The sequence below is a fragment of the Hoylesella buccalis ATCC 35310 genome (assembly GCF_025151385.1).
Lineage (GTDB): Bacteria > Bacteroidota > Bacteroidia > Bacteroidales > Bacteroidaceae > Prevotella > Prevotella buccalis.
Genome location: NZ_CP102287.1, coordinates 1,285,633 through 1,302,801 on the forward strand (window position 1 = coordinate 1,285,633; position 17,169 = coordinate 1,302,801).

The 17,169-nt window shown below is 47.3% G+C and carries 13 protein-coding genes; 4 read left to right on the forward strand and 9 right to left on the reverse strand.

The window, feature by feature from the left end; translation table 11 throughout:
* Window positions 1-133: 133 nt before the first annotated feature.
* From NQ518_RS05410 to NQ518_RS05420, 3 genes are read right to left on the reverse strand one after another with little or no spacing between them, the layout of a single operon-like run.
* Window positions 134-1,411 carry a hemolysin family protein gene (locus NQ518_RS05410; protein ID WP_227960552.1) on the reverse strand — a complete coding sequence of 426 codons (1,278 nt, stop codon included), beginning with the start codon at window positions 1,409-1,411 and terminating at the stop codon, window positions 134-136.
* Window positions 1,412-1,425: 14 nt separating this feature from the next.
* Entirely contained in the window at window positions 1,426-2,076 is a 651-nt protein-coding gene (gene lptC / locus NQ518_RS05415) for an LPS export ABC transporter periplasmic protein LptC (RefSeq protein WP_004347646.1), read from the reverse strand.
* 30 nt (window positions 2,077-2,106) lie between these two features.
* Window positions 2,107-3,408, reverse strand: coding sequence for a hypothetical protein (locus NQ518_RS05420; RefSeq protein ID WP_227206696.1), 1,302 nt, complete (start codon window positions 3,406-3,408; stop codon window positions 2,107-2,109).
* Between the two features lie 63 nt (window positions 3,409-3,471).
* Between NQ518_RS05420 and NQ518_RS05425 the strand changes: the two genes are divergently transcribed.
* The 4 genes from NQ518_RS05425 to NQ518_RS05440 all read left to right on the forward strand — a co-directional run bounded on the left by NQ518_RS05425 (window position 3,472) and on the right by NQ518_RS05440 (window position 10,649).
* Window positions 3,472-4,707, forward strand: coding sequence for an Lnb N-terminal periplasmic domain-containing protein (locus NQ518_RS05425; protein WP_227206694.1), 1,236 nt, complete (start codon window positions 3,472-3,474; stop codon window positions 4,705-4,707).
* Window positions 4,707-6,071 carry an alkaline phosphatase family protein gene (locus tag NQ518_RS05430; protein ID WP_227206763.1) on the forward strand — a complete coding sequence of 455 codons (1,365 nt, stop codon included), beginning with the start codon at window positions 4,707-4,709 and terminating at the stop codon, window positions 6,069-6,071. Before NQ518_RS05425 ends, NQ518_RS05430 begins: the two co-directional genes overlap by 1 nt.
* A gap of 350 nt (window positions 6,072-6,421) precedes the next feature.
* Window positions 6,422-9,754, forward strand: coding sequence for a preprotein translocase subunit SecA (gene secA, locus NQ518_RS05435; RefSeq protein WP_227206692.1), 3,333 nt, complete (start codon window positions 6,422-6,424; stop codon window positions 9,752-9,754).
* Window positions 9,755-9,854: 100 nt separating this feature from the next.
* Window positions 9,855-10,649: an ATP-binding cassette domain-containing protein gene (locus NQ518_RS05440; RefSeq protein ID WP_227206762.1), complete on the forward strand. Its 795-nt coding sequence runs from the start codon at window positions 9,855-9,857 to the stop codon at window positions 10,647-10,649.
* Window positions 10,650-10,665: 16 nt separating this feature from the next.
* Here NQ518_RS05440 and NQ518_RS05445 read toward each other — a convergent pair whose 3' ends face one another.
* From NQ518_RS05445 to NQ518_RS05470, 6 genes are all read right to left on the reverse strand, one after another.
* Window positions 10,666-12,210, reverse strand: a complete 1,545-nt coding sequence (locus NQ518_RS05445) for a ComEC/Rec2 family competence protein (protein WP_227206691.1) — start codon at window positions 12,208-12,210, stop codon at window positions 10,666-10,668.
* Between the two features lie 40 nt (window positions 12,211-12,250).
* Window positions 12,251-12,961: a DUF2461 domain-containing protein gene (locus NQ518_RS05450; RefSeq protein WP_227206689.1), complete on the reverse strand. Its 711-nt coding sequence runs from the start codon at window positions 12,959-12,961 to the stop codon at window positions 12,251-12,253.
* 45 nt (window positions 12,962-13,006) lie between these two features.
* Window positions 13,007-13,657, reverse strand: coding sequence for an endonuclease III (gene nth, locus NQ518_RS05455; RefSeq protein WP_227207851.1), 651 nt, complete (start codon window positions 13,655-13,657; stop codon window positions 13,007-13,009).
* A gap of 147 nt (window positions 13,658-13,804) precedes the next feature.
* On the reverse strand, window positions 13,805-14,947 hold the full coding sequence (locus tag NQ518_RS05460) for a cytochrome d ubiquinol oxidase subunit II (RefSeq protein WP_227207882.1): 1,143 nt from the start codon (window positions 14,945-14,947) through the stop codon (window positions 13,805-13,807).
* A 20-nt stretch (window positions 14,948-14,967) separates the two neighbouring features.
* Complete coding sequence (locus NQ518_RS05465) at window positions 14,968-16,530, reverse strand: cytochrome ubiquinol oxidase subunit I (protein WP_227207853.1); 1,563 nt, start codon at window positions 16,528-16,530, stop codon at window positions 14,968-14,970.
* A gap of 12 nt (window positions 16,531-16,542) precedes the next feature.
* Window positions 16,543-16,767 (reverse strand): DUF4492 domain-containing protein, encoded by a 225-nt coding sequence (locus tag NQ518_RS05470; RefSeq protein WP_040563464.1) that lies wholly within the window; start codon window positions 16,765-16,767, stop codon window positions 16,543-16,545.
* Between the last annotated feature and the right edge of the window lie 402 nt (window positions 16,768-17,169).

Here is a 17,169-nt window from a genome sequence, read left to right on the forward strand (position 1 = left end):
GTACTACAAAATAACATAACAACCTGTGCCATGGTACTGTTAGTTACTTACAAAATGCGTACAAAAATACTAAATTCTTAGCAAACGCATGAATTTTTCAGTTGAAATTTTGCGTTCAAGCCCTTTTATAGGGTCATTCGGGCAGAACTTTCAGCTGAACCAGCTCTATTTTAGCGGTTGCAATCTTGATAATCTTGAACTCGAATTTTCCTATTTTGACAATCTCATTCAACTTCGGGAAGCTACGATAGGCATTCAATATCAACCCACCAAGCGTCATGTACTCCTCACTTTCGGGCAAATCTAGGCTGAACATTTCGTTCACTTTGTCTATCTCCAGCCGAGCCGACAACAGGTATTCATCCTCGTTAGTCTGCTTGGCGACATATTTTAGGCTGTCGTGTTCGTCCTCTATCTCACCGAATATTTCCTCCACAATGTCCTCCAAAGAAACGATACCGCTAGTCCCTCCGAACTCATCTACCACCACTCCCAGGCTTTTTTTCTGCTGTAACAGTATTTGCATGAGCTTCTGTGCGGGCATGGTTTCAGGCACAAAAGGCATGGAACGGATACCATCTTTCCATGAAGATGGATTCTTAAACAGTTCTGAACTGTGGATATAGCCTTTGATGTGATCGATATCCTCCGTGTAAACAATGATTTTTGAATTACCACTCTCAATGAATTTCTGTCTCAATTCATCGAGTGTGCACGTATTGATGTCTACCGAATTAATCTCAGTTCGCGGCACCATGCAGTCGCGCACCTTCGTATCAGGGAAATCAAGTGCGTTGTGAAAGATTTTCACCTCATTCTCTATTTCCTCATTACTTCGCGCGTTATCTATGCTTGATTGAATCAGATAATCCAAATCAACCTTGGAAAATCCACCCGAGATGGCGTCTTTCGGAATGCGAACCCTGAACAGCCGAAGAATCAGCCCAGATAAAAAGGTTGCGAAACGGCTGATGGGCCATAGGATGACGTAAAACAAATAGGCTGGAAAGGCGAACACTCGCATCAGTCGGTTGGGGTTGTTTTGGAACAGTGTCTTCGGCAAAAACTCGCCCGTAAACAAGATAATCAGCGTCGACAGCACCGTATCTGCCGGCACGGTGAATGCGGCATCCATCCCTGCAAAGATTGTTTGATCAAAGAGACGCGCAATTAAGATCCCATATACCACCAGCACAATGTTGTTTCCCACCAGCATAGTGCTGACAAAGCTGTTGGGGTTGTTGAAGAAAAGAGACAAGAAGCGCTTCGAAATTCCCATTTTCTCCTTGTCCAGCTGTGCAAGCATACGGTTGCTGGACACGAAAGCTATCTCCATTCCTGAAAAGAAAGCAGAGAGTATCATCGTGATGAGAATGCCGATAATCAGCGTTAAATCAACTTGTTCATTCATTATTTAAATCCTTATCAAGGGGTCGTTGGCATCTTAGGTCGTGGTGATGCTTGCGGACGACTGAAAGTATTGAGGCTATCTACTGCCACGGTAGTGGTGTCAGACTCGCCCGTAAAGTCGGATTTTTCAAACGAACCCCTACTGTTGGTCACCAGGTATCTGGTCATCCGCTCATCACTTCGGAAATAACTTCCTTGCAGCGTTCGCTTGGGAGTGACAAGTTTTGAGTACTTACGCGAATACAACTCGTGTGCACGCCGATCCAGAAACAACTCCTCACTGGTAAAGTCCAGTCCGTCTTTGGTCAATATCTTCACCCGTCCCCGCAGTTCCCAAAGCTGCTTGTCGGTGTAATAGTAGGCCGTATCGCATTGTATGTAGGACTGCACATGGAAGCTCTCATCAAACTGTTCTAAGAAAGCTCCCTTGATGAAAACCGACTTTTGAGAGGTTTCATTTTGGTAGATTTCCCATCGTTCTGTCACTATTTTATACTTGATGACGCCCGAGTCGGATATCAACTGGTTCACCCCATAGGTAGTCATCATAGGCACCGAGTCGCGTTCATGAATGGCAGGCGCAATATGTTCCCTCTGTTTTTCGCACGAAATGAAAAACAAAATGTGCAACAATAATAAGATAGGTATGACAGACTTCTTGACCATTCAGTTACCTTCCCTGCCTCACAAAGCAGATTAATTAACCTTCCATTTAGCGAACCAACGCTCATTGAAGGTCAGTCCGATATTGATACGAAACGTATTCTCTGTGATAAAGGCCTTCGCATCCTGTCGAATCCACTGCGCAGAGACATTCAACAACGACCGATTGTTGTAAGCATTGACGATAGGAATGCCAAAACCAGCACTGACGCTTATTTCCTTTGGTCCATCCACACCATTTACTTTCATATAAGGTGTGGCGTAGGAAGCACCTAACCGATAGCGGATTCGTTTGAAGAAATTGCGACTGTTCACATCATGACAGAACTCTCCACCAACTGTAAATCGATGCCGATCGTTGAATTCATTCTTTGACAGTGCGTACTGTGGCACACCACTGGCGATGGAATAAACAGGATATTCGGTTTTTGACCACTGCTGCAGCAGATAATCAACGCCCAACTTCAATTGGTTTTGGTGGTTCCAAGCCAATCCTCCTCCAATAGCTGTAGGCAGTTCCAAGCCGTTGGTTATGCTATAAGCGGTTGTGTCCTGCACGCCAGTCTGCGGATTTCGTGAGATAACATCCAACGTTGGATCGGCACCAAGTTTATGTCCCAGACTATACACAGCACCCAAGGTAACCTGATCTTTCTTCGACAATTGAGCCGTATATTGCAATCCCAAATCCAATTTATAATTCCTCACCTGTGCCGAATAAAACTTTGAAACGGTATTAACCGACTGGTCATTGTAGCTGTTCACGACCGAACGGTTCAACTCCCCCCATAGATAAGAGATATTGGCACCCAAAGAGAATCCCTTGAAGGGTGCCCATCCCGTCCCCAAGTACACCTGGTGCAAGCCACCATTGCCAGTGTAAGTATTGGTTGTTGTGGTCTTTGCGTAGTTTTCATCCACGTTGATGGTCATGGTATTGGCATAATTATATCCAACGTTGGTAAAAGGAACCAAGCCAAAGCTCAAGCCCAAATGCTTGGCCAGACGCAAACCAGCGACCACATATTCAAGGTCTGCATTTTTCGCATTCTTCTTTTTACCATTCTCTGCGAAATTAGTGAGTTGCCCAGAGATGCCCGCATCGAACACAAAGGTGAGCGAATCGAAGGCTGAATAAGAGGCAGGATTGATGAAATTCACCTGGTCGTTCTCCCTGAAACCATAACTCAATCCGTTCATGCCACGGTTGAATCCGCTGGTCTGGTCAGACAACAGCCCCAAACCATACTGGCTATAAGGAGAATTCGTGCCACTTTGAGCAAACGTAGATATAGTGAAAGCTGCCAACAAAAGGGCACCTGCTACTTTTTTCATTCTGTTCTGATTTCTATTTTGGATGCAAAAATATCGAAAATTTTCTAATTAAACGCACATTAAGTGGGAAATATAAGTTATTTTTGCATCGTGAAACGTTTTACCACGCATTTAAAGTATTTACTGGTATTGGTTGCATTCCTTTTGACCACGCAGCAAACCAATGCGCAAGTAGACAGCGTCCTGCTCAAAAGTATGGACTCGGTTAAGATTAGCTTGCTCACTTGTGGCCCCGGCGACCAAATCTATTCGTATTACGGGCACACTGCCATTCACTACAACGACGTAGGCCGACAGCAAGACATCGTCGTAAACTATGGCATGTTTTCCTTCCAGAAAAGCTACTTCATCTTACGTTTTGTGTTCGGGCTCACCGACTATGAAATGGGCATTCAAGACATCAATGACTTCATTGCCTCATACGCTCGCAGAGGTAGTTGGGTGAAAGAACAACAGCTCAACCTCACCAGAGAAGAAAAATGGGCCATCACACAAGCCATTGACGTGAACTACCGGCCCGAGAACCGCGTGTATCGATACAACTATTTTTACGACAATTGCACCACCCGGGCCCGCGACATGATTGTCAACCACATCAACGGCAACGTGCTGTATGCAGAGAACAAGAACGTCACCACCTCGTACCGCCAAATGATTCATCAGTGGAACGAGCAATATCGATGGGCCCGTTTTGGCAACGACCTGTTGCTTGGGGTCAAGGCCGACGCTAAGACAGACAACGCACAACAGCAGTTTTTACCCGACAGTCTGCGGGAAGATTTCGCCCATGCCCTTGTGATTGACCGCCAAGGACAGCGAAGAAACCTCGTAGAAAGCACGTCGTACCTCATTCAACCCATCGAGAAACCTGTGGAAAAAGCTGCCGTCACGCCAGTTGTTTGTGCCATATTGTGGCTCATCCTGACGCTCATTACGTGCTTGGTCGAATGGAAGACACGGCGCATTCTTTGGGTTTACGACCTCCTTGTCATGCTTGTCACAGGCACGGCCGGCCTCATTTTGCTGGCCATGGTTTTCTCGCAACACCCCACGGTACAACTGAATTTCCAAATTCTGCTGCTCTGTCCGCTCAACCTTTTCTACCTCTTCCCCACTATCAAAGCCTTGCGCATGTGTAGAATTCATTCCTACATCAAGCTGTACAGCCTGCTGCTGGTGGCCAACCTCATGTTGGCGTTCTTCCAAACCTATGCTGAAGGCATGGTCATTGTGGCACTGTCTTTACTTTTAAGGTATGGATGGTTGATGATTCACACCTACAAAAAACCAGTAAAATGATGAATAAGTGTCTCTCCGCGATGATTGTCGCAACCCTCACGGGAACCACTGTTCAGGCGCAAACCTTACAAGCTGCGCCGCGATTGGTGGTGAACATCACCATCGACCAGTTGCGCAACGATTATATAGAACATTATTCGCCACTTTATTCCCAAGACGGTTTCAAGAAACTATTGCAGAAAGGCAGCGTGTACGAAGCTGCCAGTTACCCGTTCACGCCTGTCGATCGGGCTTCTGCCATAGCCACCATCGTCACCGGAACAACCCCCTATTACCATAATATCATCAGCACGCAGTGGCTCGACCGAAAGACGTTGCGCCCGGTTTTCTGTGTTGATGACACCCAACATAAGTCCTCACCGCAACGCATGTCCACGTCCACCATTGGTGACGAACTGAAAGTTTCGAGCGGTGGTTCGGCCATCGTTTACGGTCTGGCGGCCAACAGAGAGGCTGCCGTACTGTCAGCAGGACATGCAGCAGATGGCGCCATCTGGATAAACGATAAGACGGGCAGCTGGACAACGTCAAGTTATTACAGCGACAAAGCCCGCAAATGGATCAACGCCTATAGCAGTACCAGGCCCCGACCCGGCAAAGAGAAGACGCAACTGAACGACGCTGTGTGCAACGCCTCTGTGAGCTGCGTGGTCAACAATGCCATGGGCAAGGACGAAATTACCGACTTTTTGTCAGTCACCCTGTCGGCGGCAGGCAGCAATACCGATGCATGGCGAACGGATTTAGAGGCCGTTTACCGCGGATTGGACAAGACCCTGGCGTCGCTCATCACCCGCATCGAACAGGCGGTAGGTGCCAATCGGGTGCTCTTCGTGCTCACCAGCACGGGATACACCGAAGACCCAAAGGTTGACTACGCCAAATACCGCATCCCAACCGGGACGTTCTACATCAACCGAACGGCCAACCTGCTGAACATGTACCTTGGGGCCATCTACGGACAAGCCCGCTATGTGGAGACATGCTACCGCAACCAGATATATTTGAACCGCAAGCTCATTGAAGACAGGCTGCTCTCTTACGAGGATGTTATTTCGCGTTCGAAAGATTTCCTCATTCAGATTGCGGGCATTCGCAATGCCACCGAGAGTCCTTACAACCCCGCTGTCAGTGGTGATTTGCTCATAGAGGTTGCGCCAGGATGGCAGTTGTACAACGAAGACAATCAAGATCATTATACAGCACGCGCGACGTTCGTACCCTTCCCCATCATTCTTTACGGGGCAGGCATCAAACCACAGCGCATCAACTTGCCTGTGACGGTTGACCGCATTGCGCCAACCATCGCCAAATCCATTCAGATTAGGGCACCCAACGCCTGCAAGTCGGCACCGCTTCAGTAAGTCATACCTAACCGCATGTCATTCAATTGGTTAGCGTGGATTTACCAAATTTTCTTTCTTCCATTTACCCCTTCGGTTTTAAACTCATGGAGATTGACCACCAAAGTCATTGAGATTGAGTGCCAAACTCATAGAGATTGGCCCCTAAAGTCAATGCTTTTGAAAAGCAAGACTTGAAAGGCCGATTTGGAAGGCTGAAAAGCCTACCTGACAAGGGGTGCGAGGTGCCTGGAGATGGCTTTATGCCAAGAATATCAAATAATTAAAAGAGAAGTGGCAAATTAACAAATTTTATTCGTAATTTTGCAACACATTATATAATAAGAAATAAACAAAAACAACCATAAAAGATGAATTTCAATAAATTCTTAAAATCATTGTTCGGCGACAAGTCAAGCCGAGACATGCGTCTGATACAACCGCTCGTGGAGACGGTGAAGAAGGCCTATCCCGACATTCAGAAGCTGAGCAACGACGAACTGCGTGCCAAGACCAAGGAGATACAGAAGTATGTACAAGACTCCGCCAAAGAACAAAAAGACAAGATTGCCGAACTGAAGGCCAAGATTGAGGAAACGGCCATCGATGAGCGCGAACCCATCTTCGAAGAGATAGACAAATTGGAGAAAGAGGCGCTGGAGATTTACGAGAAAGCGCTGAACGAGGTGATGCCCACCGCATTCTGCATCGTCAAGGACACCGCACGGAGATTTGCCGAAAATGAAGAAACCATCGTTACCGCAACCGACTTCGACCGCGAGTTGGCAGCCGACCCCAGCAAGGACTTCGTGACCATCGACGGTGACAAGGCCATCTATCATAACCATTGGTCGGCAGGTGGAAACGACCTGAAATGGGAAATGGTACACTACGACGTTCAGCTCTTCGGCGGTATCGCCCTGCACCAAGGTAAGATAGCCGAGATGGCTACAGGTGAGGGTAAAACGCTGGTGGCCACCCTGCCTGTGTTCCTCAACGCCTTAACGGGTAACGGCGTGCACGTTGTTACCGTGAACGACTATCTGGCCAAGCGTGACTCTGAGTGGATGGGACCGCTCTACGAGTTTAATGGCTTGAGCGTTGACTGCATCGATAAGCACCGCCCCAACTCACCAGAACGCCGCAAGGCTTATCTGGCCGACATCACTTTTGGTACCAACAACGAGTTTGGTTTCGACTACCTGCGCGACAACATGGCCGTTTCGCCAGATGACTTGGTGCAACGCGCGCACAACTACGCCATCGTCGATGAGGTAGACTCGGTGTTGATTGACGACGCTCGTACCCCGTTGATTATCAGCGGGCCTGTTCCAAAGGGTGACGACCAGATGTTTGAAGAATACCAACCGCTGGTTGAACGATTGGTTGACGTGCAACGAAAACTGGCCACACAGTTCTTGGCAGAGGCCAAACAGCTGATTTCAGAGGGCCAAGCAGCCAAAGACCAGAAGAAGACTGAGGAGGGATTCCTCGCCTTATACCGTTCATACAAGTCGCTGCCGAAGAACAAGCCACTCATCAAATATCTGTCGGAAGAAGGCATCAAGGCTGGCATGCTCAAGACCGAAGAGTACTACATGCAGAACAACAACCGCGAAATGCCGAAGGCTGTGGAGCCGTTGTACTTCGTGGTGGACGAGAAACTCAACAGCTGCGACCTGACAGACAAGGGTACCGAATGGCTCTCCAAGCAGGTGAACGACAAAGAACTCTTCGTGTTGCCTGACATCACAGCCGAACTTTCAGCACTGGAAAACGAGACTTCACTCTCTGACCAGGAGCGGTTGGACAAGAAAGACGAAATGCTGACCCACTATGGCGTGCAGAGTGAACGAGTACACACTTTGCAACAGCTGTTGAAGGCGTACACGATGTTCAACAAAGATGACGAGTATGTGGTGATTGACGGTGAGGTGAAAATCGTTGACGAGCAGACTGGTCGTATCATGGAAGGCCGCCGTTGGAGCGACGGACTGCACCAAGCCGTGGAGGCAAAGGAACATGTGAGGGTGGAAGCTGCCACGCAGACCTTCGCCACCATCACCTTGCAAAACTACTTCCGCATGTACCACAAGTTGGCTGGTATGACGGGTACCGCCTCAACCGAAGCGGGCGAGTTTTGGGACATCTACAAGTTGGACGTGGTGGAGATACCAACCAACCGTCCCGTGCAGCGCAACGATATGGACGACCGCGTATACAAGACGGCGCGGGAGAAGTATGCTGCCGTGATTGAAGAGATTGAAGAAATGCGCAATAGTGGCCGTCCGTGCCTGGTAGGTACCACGTCTGTCGAGATTTCTGAGTTGCTCAGCAAGATGCTGAACATGCGAAAAATCCCACACAACGTACTGAACGCCAAGCTACACCAAAAGGAAGCCGACATTGTGGCACAGGCCGGACAATCGATAAACGGCCTCGGTGCGGTGACCATCGCCACCAACATGGCCGGTCGTGGTACCGACATCAAGCTGTCGCCCGAAGTGAAAGCGGCCGGAGGTTTGGCCATCATCGGTACCGAACGCCACGAGAGCCGCCGTGTAGACCGCCAGTTGCGAGGTCGTGCAGGCCGTCAAGGCGATCCTGGTAGTTCGGTATTCTACGTCAGTCTGGAAGATAAACTGATGCGATTGTTTGGTTCTGAACGCATCTCCTCGGTGATGGATCGTTTGGGATTCAAAGATGGAGAGCGCATTGAGAGCCCGATGATTTCGAAAAGCATCGAGCGCGCACAGAAGAAAGTGGAAGAAAACAACTTCGGTATTCGTAAGCATTTGCTGGAATACGATGACGTGATGAACAAACAGCGCACCGTGATTTACGAGAAACGGCGCCACGCACTGATGGGCGAGCGTATCGGTATGGACATCGCTAACATCATTTGGGACCGATGTGTCAACATCATCAACTCGAACGATTATGTGGGTTGCAAGGAAGACTTCTTGAAGAACTTGGCGATGGAATGTCCGTTCACCGAAGAAGAATTCATCGCTGGCAATCCCGAAGATTTGGCCGAACGTGCTTTCCAAGATGCGATGGCGGCTTTCAAGCGTAAAACTGAACGGATACAAGCGGTTGCTTGGCCGGTCATTAAGCAGGTACAGGAGGAACAGGGCGATCGGTTTGAGCGCATTGCCGTGCCTATTACCGACGGAAAGCGTGTGTACCAGGTTTCCTGCAACCTCAAAGAAGCCTACGATACCGAAGCCAAAGACATCGTGAAACAGTTCGAGAAGAGCATCGTTCTGCACATTATTGATGAGAATTGGAAGGAGAATCTTCGGCAATTGGATGACCTGCGTCATAGTGTACAGAACGCTTCGTATGAGCAAAAAGACCCGCTGCTGATCTTCAAACTGGAGAGTGCGAAGCTCTGGGACAGCATGATTAACGACATGAACAACCAAACGACGAGCATCTTGATGCGTGGTCAGATTCCTGAAATGCAACAGGAGGAGGTTCGTGAGGCTGCCCCGGCACAGAGAAGTCAACGCTATAACGAGCAGAAAGATGACCTGACAGACCCCGGCCAGGCTGCAGCTGCCCATCAAGATACGCGCGAACAGGCACAACAGGTGAACCGTACGCCGTACATCAAGGACAAGATGCCGCGTCCAAACGATCCTTGTCCCTGTGGAAGCGGCAAGAAATTCAAGAACTGCCACGGCAGAAATCTTCGATAAATATCAACGTATGAAAATGATAGATGGTTGGAATCGCTCACAAACACACCAGGAATGGGCGCACAACCGTCTATCATTTTTTTTTGATTCATTTGCATCCATGAACATTCAAATCAACAACTTAAAGAAGGCTTTTGGCGAGAAAATTGCCGTTGACATCCCCAACTTCGTGATTCATGATGGGGATATTCTCGGACTGGTAGGTAACAATGGAGCCGGAAAAACCACGCTGTTCAGACTGCTACTCGACCTGTTGAAGGCCGATGAGGGGCGGGTTTTGCTTAATTTCGGACTTACCAACCCGCATCAGGAGCCTGCGCCAGAACCCCCAGTGGATGGCACACCGGCTGCTGAAGCATTCACGGTAGACCCTTCCCAATCGGAAGATTGGAAGCAACATACGGGTGCCTACATCGACGAGGGATTCCTCATTGACTTTCTGACGCCAGAGGAATACTTTGAATTTATCGCCAAAGTGAATCACATTGACAAGGAACGTCTCTCCACATTCTTGGCTTCGCTATCCAAATTCATGAATGGCGAGATACTCGGTCAGAAGAAATTGATTCGCGATTTCTCTGCCGGAAACAAGCAAAAAATAGGCATCATCTCCGCTCTCATCGCACAACCAAAGCTGCTGATTCTTGATGAGCCTTTCAATTTTCTGGATCCTTCGAGCCAAAACTTCTTGAAACGTTTGTTGCTGAATTATCAACAAGCAACGGGAGCCACCATCCTCGTGAGCAGTCACAACCTGCAACACACGGTGGAAATATCCAATCGAGTGGCACTGATGGAGAGTGGTTCCATCATCAAAGACCTGCCCAACATACACGGACAGGCTGAAAAAGAACTGGAAGATTATTTCAATGGGACGCAGGATGCATCCGAATGAACACGAAAAATGCTGATTACATGATGCGCGAACGGACGTATGCTTGGCGCAAATAAGCTGCAACCCAGCAAACACAAGCAATGATGACGTACATGAGTGCTAACTGCCAAAGATTGATGTGAATGCCTTCAACGCTCGCTCCCGGCCAGTTTGCGAGGAGCGACAGATAGTGATTCAGGACTTGGGTCATCAAAGTTAGCGCGACAGCCACGACACTTTGCAACAACGGTGCAAAGGACAAGGCGAACAAAAGACAGGAGGTATAGAGGATGAGGACGGTCAGTGGGACGGCCAACAGGTTGGTAAGAAGGAAGTAACAAGAAAAACGGCCGAAATAATAGGCCACCAACGGAGCCGTACCGAGCTGTGCCGCCAACGATACGGCCATCATTCCCCACAACTTTCTCACAACGATCGACCTGGAGCGGATGGTATCTGGCATCCAACGTTCAATGGGTCGATAAAGCAATAGAATGGCCGCGACAGCCATGAAAGACAGTTGGAAACCTACATCCCATAAGCTCAGCGGATGCAGCAGCAACATCACAATGCCCGTAAGTGATAGGGCATTGAGCGACATCTTATCGCGGTTGAGCAGTGACACCAATGAATAAACGGTGAGCATGATAGCCGAACGCATGACACTCGATGACATTCCCGTTAAAAACACATAGACCCAAACGGTCAACACTACGAACGCAAGACTGAAAACACGCCGCAATCCTCGCCCACCCAGCACCAAGACAAGCAGTCCGTAGATGATGCTAAGATGCAAACCAGACAGGGCCAAGATATGAGAAGCGCCCGAAATGGAAAAGATTTCCTTGGTCTGTTTGGACAAAAACGACTTTTCTCCCAACGTCATCGCAGCCAAGACGGCATAATCTTGGTCATCAAAACCATGGGTAGCATAATGACTCAGTAGTTTTTCTCGCACCTTTTGCGCCTTCAAACGCAATCGCTCGAACCGAGGCATGCACGTCAAATCAAGCTGACATTGCGCCCAATGACGGTTATAAATGAACGTTTGCGCCCGATAACCCCGTATCGCCATCCACCGTTGATAATTGAAATGACTGTTTGAGGGATAACTCCGAATGGGCTGAAAGGCCGAACGAAACCAGATTCCATCGCCCACTTTCAACGCTTCATAACGCCTTTCAACGGTATCGCGCAATATCGATGCCCTCACTTTTTGGCCGGATAAAGGGCCGGAAAGGACATACAAATCGCACTGAACCACCTTACCTCTCACCTTTGGCGTGGTCATCACGACGGCTTCAGACACATGTTCTTCCTCGGGAATGGGTACAGCCAGACGGTTTTTCTGCATGGTCATGAGCAGCATGCCAAAGCACATCACGGTGAAAAGAATGGCCACTCCCTGCGCTGTTTTCCATCGGTAGCTCGCTAATGCGATTAACAAGACCGATGAAGCGATGGACAACCACAGCCATGTTGGCACGACAAACCCGAAAGAGTCGCCTGCAACAAGACCTACGATCAATGCCAAGGCAACCCTAAAGAGGGGATAAAGTTGCAGCCAATCACGCACTTTCATTCATCATCGTCCATCAAATTGATTCGTAGTTGTCTTGAGATTATTCATAATCATCAATCACACGATTGGTAAATTCCATCATGGGTTGAGCCACCTTGAATAACTCTGTCATGGGTTCTATCCAGCCATTGCCCTCAAAAAAGTCATCTTCAACCCGATGCCAGCAAGCATAATCCTTCATTCGAAGATAGTCAATAAACTCATAATCGGCCGGAAAACCCTTCGGACAAGTCTTCAATCGGCTGATTCCAAAGCCCTTGTCCGATGCCTGTTCATCACTCCACGAACCCTGAGTGGCATAACCAAAGAAATGAACAAACTTGCCATTCTCCACACATCTTCGCCACTCGTCAATGTTGCCCATAATCTCATTGCGGCAAGAGGTCAAGATATGGGTGGGCAACCAATAAGCTCCGGCCGACAACAGGCAATGACCTGGCTGCACATGGATGTAGTAACCAGCATGTAACGACTTACGACCTTTGGCGCTGATGTATGCACCAAAATGCCTTTTGTAGGGCGATTTGTCGGGCGAGAAACGTGTGTCACGATTAAAACGGAAGCACGCTTCCTTGGCTGTTACATGCGATACGTAGGCATCAAACTTAGAGATGGCTGCGATAGCCCGCTCCACTCCCTCCTCAAAATCGTTGCGACAAGCCAAATATTCGTCTTTATGGGCTTGATACCAGTCACGATTGTTATTCTTGGCAATGCGCTCTAAATATTTTAAAATGCGTTGGATATTCATATAATCGATGTTTTAAAGATGGAAGATGCAAGTTACAACAATGATTCATGCAAGTTTGGAAGATGTCAATCGCTTAGGACAAATCTGGTCAAACTGGCACTTTTCACACTTGGGACGTTGACTTTGACAAATGTATCTGCCATGCAAAAGCAGCCAATGGTGCGCACTCGACACATCTTCTTCAGGGATGTACTTCATCAATTCAAGTTCAACTTTCAAGGGAGTGTCGGCCTTCAGCGGCACCAACCCCATGCGATGACTCACTCTGTAGACGTGAGTATCAACCGCAATCTTTGCTTTTCCATACCAAACGGCTTGCACTACGTTGGCCGTCTTGCGCCCTACGCCAGGCAATTTCACCAAATCGGCGGTGTTGTCCGGCACTTCTCCGCCGAAATCGCTTACTAACATTTGCGCCATCTCCACCAAATGCCGTGATTTGGCATTAGGATAACTCACGCTGCGCACATATTCCAACACCTCTTCGGGCGTAGCTTGTGCCATCGACTGTGCGTCAGGATAACGCTGAAACAACGCCGGTGTCACCTGATTGATGCGCTTATCGGTGCATTGTGCGCTTAACAATGTGGCAACCAATAGCTGAAAAGCCGACCCAAACTCAAGTTCGGTCGTAACGATGGGCGTTGTTTTTCTGAAATAATCGAGAATATATTGATATCTTTCTTTTCGTGTCATATCACAAAAATACGAAACATTTCGCAATTCACCAAGCCCTTGAAGCGTTTTCACACACCATGACATCAAGGTTTCTCGATAAAAAAAATGTGACTAAACTCAAGTGTCTCACCGAATTTAGTCACATTCTTTTATAATTAGATAAGCTTAATAAGCATCCTCATGTTTAATCTCTTCTTTCGTGATTTTCTTGCTATCCATGGCATGCCATACATAAACTATATAAGCAAGGACGAATGGAATAAAGAGTGAAACAATGGCCATAGTGCGCAATGTAAATTCACTACTACTACTGTTCATGATGGTCAGTGAACTCTGCAAATCGGCATTAGAAGGATAATAAGCTGTATTGTTCCAACCTGCAATGAGCAACAGAACCAAAACAACTAAGACTACGCCAATACCTGCCGGCCAAATACCCTTGATATAGGTGTTACTCAATACAGTCTTGACAATGCCGAACAGCAGCAATACCACGCCAACCAGCAACACAATAGCAAGATACCACATGTCTAACAGGTTGTATAGATACTTCATCGACTCCATAGAAATCACGCCAGTGGCTGGGTCATAGGCGAAACCATCCTTCAACAAGGTTCTAATTAGGAACGGGAGGAACAGCAACAAGAATGCTCCTGTGTTGTAAATAAGATGCTTACGGCTGCGAGCGCGCAGTGTATCATCGGCCACATTATTAATAATGTAGAGCAAACCCAATATGCGAGCCAAGAAGAACACGGCTAAACCCAGCACCACATTCCATACATCCAGCAACGCATCCAAGCCATGACTGTAGTTGGCCCACCTGCTTATCACCGGTGCCATACCATTGGTGATGTTAATCTTGTCGACCAAGAAGTTAGAACCGTTGAAGAATGTTGCAACGGCACCACCCAACAAAACAGGACCCAAAATACCATTGATGACCAAGCACCATTGGAAAGTCTTCACTCCTAAGATGTTTCCCAGTTTGTTTTGAAATTCATAGCTCACTGCCTGAACAACAAACGAGAAGAGAATAATCATCCACAACCAATAAGCACCACCGAAGCTGGTACTGTAAAACAAAGGAAAAGAAGCGAAGAAAGCACCACCAAAGGTAACCAACGTCGTGAAAGTGGTTTCCCACTTGCGCCCCGTACTGTTGACAACCATCCTACGCTCATGTTCGGTCTTACCCAGGTTGAACACCAAAGAGTTAGCACCCTGAACAAACATCAAGAATACCAGTAAGGCTCCTAACAAAGAAACAAGAAACCACCAGTAATGTTGTAAAAAACTATATGTAATCATTGTATTACCTTTCTTATTTATAATTCAACCTGATTTGACTTTTCACTATTCTCAGGACCTTTCTTAATAGCCTTGCAAAGAATGTTAATCTCAACAGCCAACATGGCGGTGAAGAGAATCAAGAATATAAAGAAGGTGACAATAACCGAACTCGGTTTAATGTCAGACACGGCAACCCATGTCGGCAACATATCCTGGATGGTCCACGGCTGACGACCAAACTCTGCCACTAACCAGCCTGATTGAGAGGCCAGGTAAGCGCATGGCAACAGCACGATGCCCGAAATCAACAACCAGCGATGTTTGATGATGTCTTTCTTGTAAACGATGAAAAGCGAACAGATAAAGAACAAAATCAACAACATGCCGATGCCAACCATCACTCTGAATGCCCAGAAGTTCACTGGAATGAACGGAACAACTTGGTGGGGCGATTTTACATAACCATAACCAAAATAAGGCATGTTGTCTTTCAGAATCTGCTTGGTAGCTTCATCCTTCTTGCCTGAACGATAATCTTGCAGCGCTGCAATGGCCATCTGGCCGCGCTTCATCTTTTCTTCTACCGAAATAACCTTCGTACCGTCAGGTTTGGTATAACCATTCAGAAGGTCATTCACGCCAGGCACATATCCATTGGCGTCTAAGGTTGCCAAGAATGACAAGCCATTAGGCACGGCCATCTTCATCGGTGGCTCTTGCTGGTTCACATAGTCGGGTTGCTTAAATGGGTTAACAGCTGCAAATACCGTCAATCCCTGGCCCGTTCCACCATTGTAAAGCGCTTCCATCGAAGCCAGTTTCATAGGCTGTACCTTGCCAACCTGGATAGCTGAGCTGTGTCCGGTAATCAATGTCAATGCCACAGCTGCCAAGCCAAAGATACTACCTATCTTCATACTCTCAATAGCCAACTTGTGATCACGCTTCTTAAGCAAGTACCAACTACTTACGGCCACAGTAAACACAGCACCGATAATCCATGAAGAGGTCACGGTATGACAGAACTTGTCCACGGCAAAGGGCGACAAAGCCACGTCCATAAACGAGTTCATCTCAAAGCGCATGGTATCAGGATTAAACTCCTGTCCAACGGGCAACTGCATCCAAGCGTTAGCTACCAGAATCCACCAAGCAGAGATGGTTGCGCCCAACCCCGTGAGCCAGGTAGAAGCCAGGTGGAAACCAGGAGACACTTTCTTCCATCCAAAGAACATTACAGCCACGAAGGTAGCCTCCATGAAGAAAGCAATAATACCCTCGATAGCCAACGGAGCACCGAAGATATCGCCTACAAACCATGAGTAGTTGCTCCAGTTGGTACCAAATTCGAATTCCAAGATGAGGCCTGTTGCCACACCCATGGCGAAATTAATACCAAACAGCTTTTGCCAAAACCGCGCCGCATCCTTCCAAAAAGGGTCACGGGTACGATAATAGCGAGTTTCCATAATTCCCATAACGACGGCAAGACCAAGCGTTAATGGAACAAAAAGCCAGTGATAAATGGCTGTTAAAGCAAATTGGGCACGCGACCAGTCGATCGTTTGTGCCGAAATGTCTAATAACAGATTGTGCATAATGTAATGTATTTAATGAATGTTTCGTTTAATCATCTCGGTAGATACGAAATCTGCTTCATCGCCTTTTTGCGAGTTCTGTTTGATGAAATCAGGAAAGAAGAATACTTTCAGAATAGCGAACATGATGAAGAGTTTAATCAAAATGACAGTCCATAGTGTTTTACCTACGGTCATGTGCTTAAAGCCATCATAGTACAAATCAAAAGCTCGATAAATAAAGCTGTTTTTATTCATAGTAAAGTAGTTTTCGGGTGTAAAGGTAATAAAATATATGTAAAGTTGTACTTTTTCGTAAAAAAAATTATTCACAACGTTGGAAGAAACAAATTCAAGCCGATATGGATACATGATTTTTCTTGACAACGAGCCTTCAAATCCCGGGCGTATTTGCAAGCAACATACTTTTGGCTGGCAAATACGGCAAGCACGAGCCACTTTCATACCAAATTGTTACACAAACACTTACACACACATGCACTCCATAACACTTCATCATTTTGGCTTTCAGATGCCAACAGCATAGCTTTTAGGCAGCAATAACAATGCTATTGGCAGTTTATCAGCATGCTTTTAGCCCGTTAAAGCATGCAGATGGCAAGACAAAAGGATGCTTCTGAGCGGACAAAATCAATATTT